Genomic DNA, 518 nt, shown 5'->3' with positions numbered 1-518 from the left:
GATTGTAGGACCAGCGCTGCATGTTGCCCAGTTCCTCTGTATCTGTCAGACGGATGCGGGGATAATGACTCATACGCGCTTGAATCTTTTCGGCCAACCCCACAGTTGAGACAATGGCCAACATCTTCTTGTCTGAATTGTGGTTCCTGATGTTACCGCGCCCGATTGACTGGATAGCCTTATCCACAACATAATCTTCGTGAGCATCGTACTCGGGCAGTATAGCGTTCAAGAGCCGTGCGATATCTGGTCTCGGATTGATTGCAGCCAAGAACGCCACCACATTAGAGTGCATGAATTCGTTGCGACCTTCCACTTTACCCACGTTCAGAGACTGAAATACTTCCCGCTGAAGTGGATAATCCACATATTTGTTGTTCACGATCATGACGCCGGGTTGCGGAACTCCGTTTTTATCCGTGGCCTTGAACCGAGCCATCCACGCCTTAGCGATCTTGTGACTGGACTTTATCATCCAATCCATAATGTCAAGCTCTGCGTTTGCACCGCGTATGTGT

At 49.4% G+C, this 518-nt stretch carries 1 protein-coding gene; it reads right to left on the bottom strand.

The genetic code is table 11. The features are described from left to right. Positions 1-484 (bottom strand): hypothetical protein (locus tag AC1RO3_RS08440; RefSeq protein WP_481763998.1); only part of this gene is annotated, 484 nt, incomplete at its 3' end. Between the last annotated feature and the right edge of the window lie 34 nt (positions 485-518).

It is taken from the genome of Dellaglioa sp. CoH-57-MRSF-19, assembly GCF_056781975.1.
This window is presented reverse-complemented; position numbering and strand designations above follow the sequence as displayed.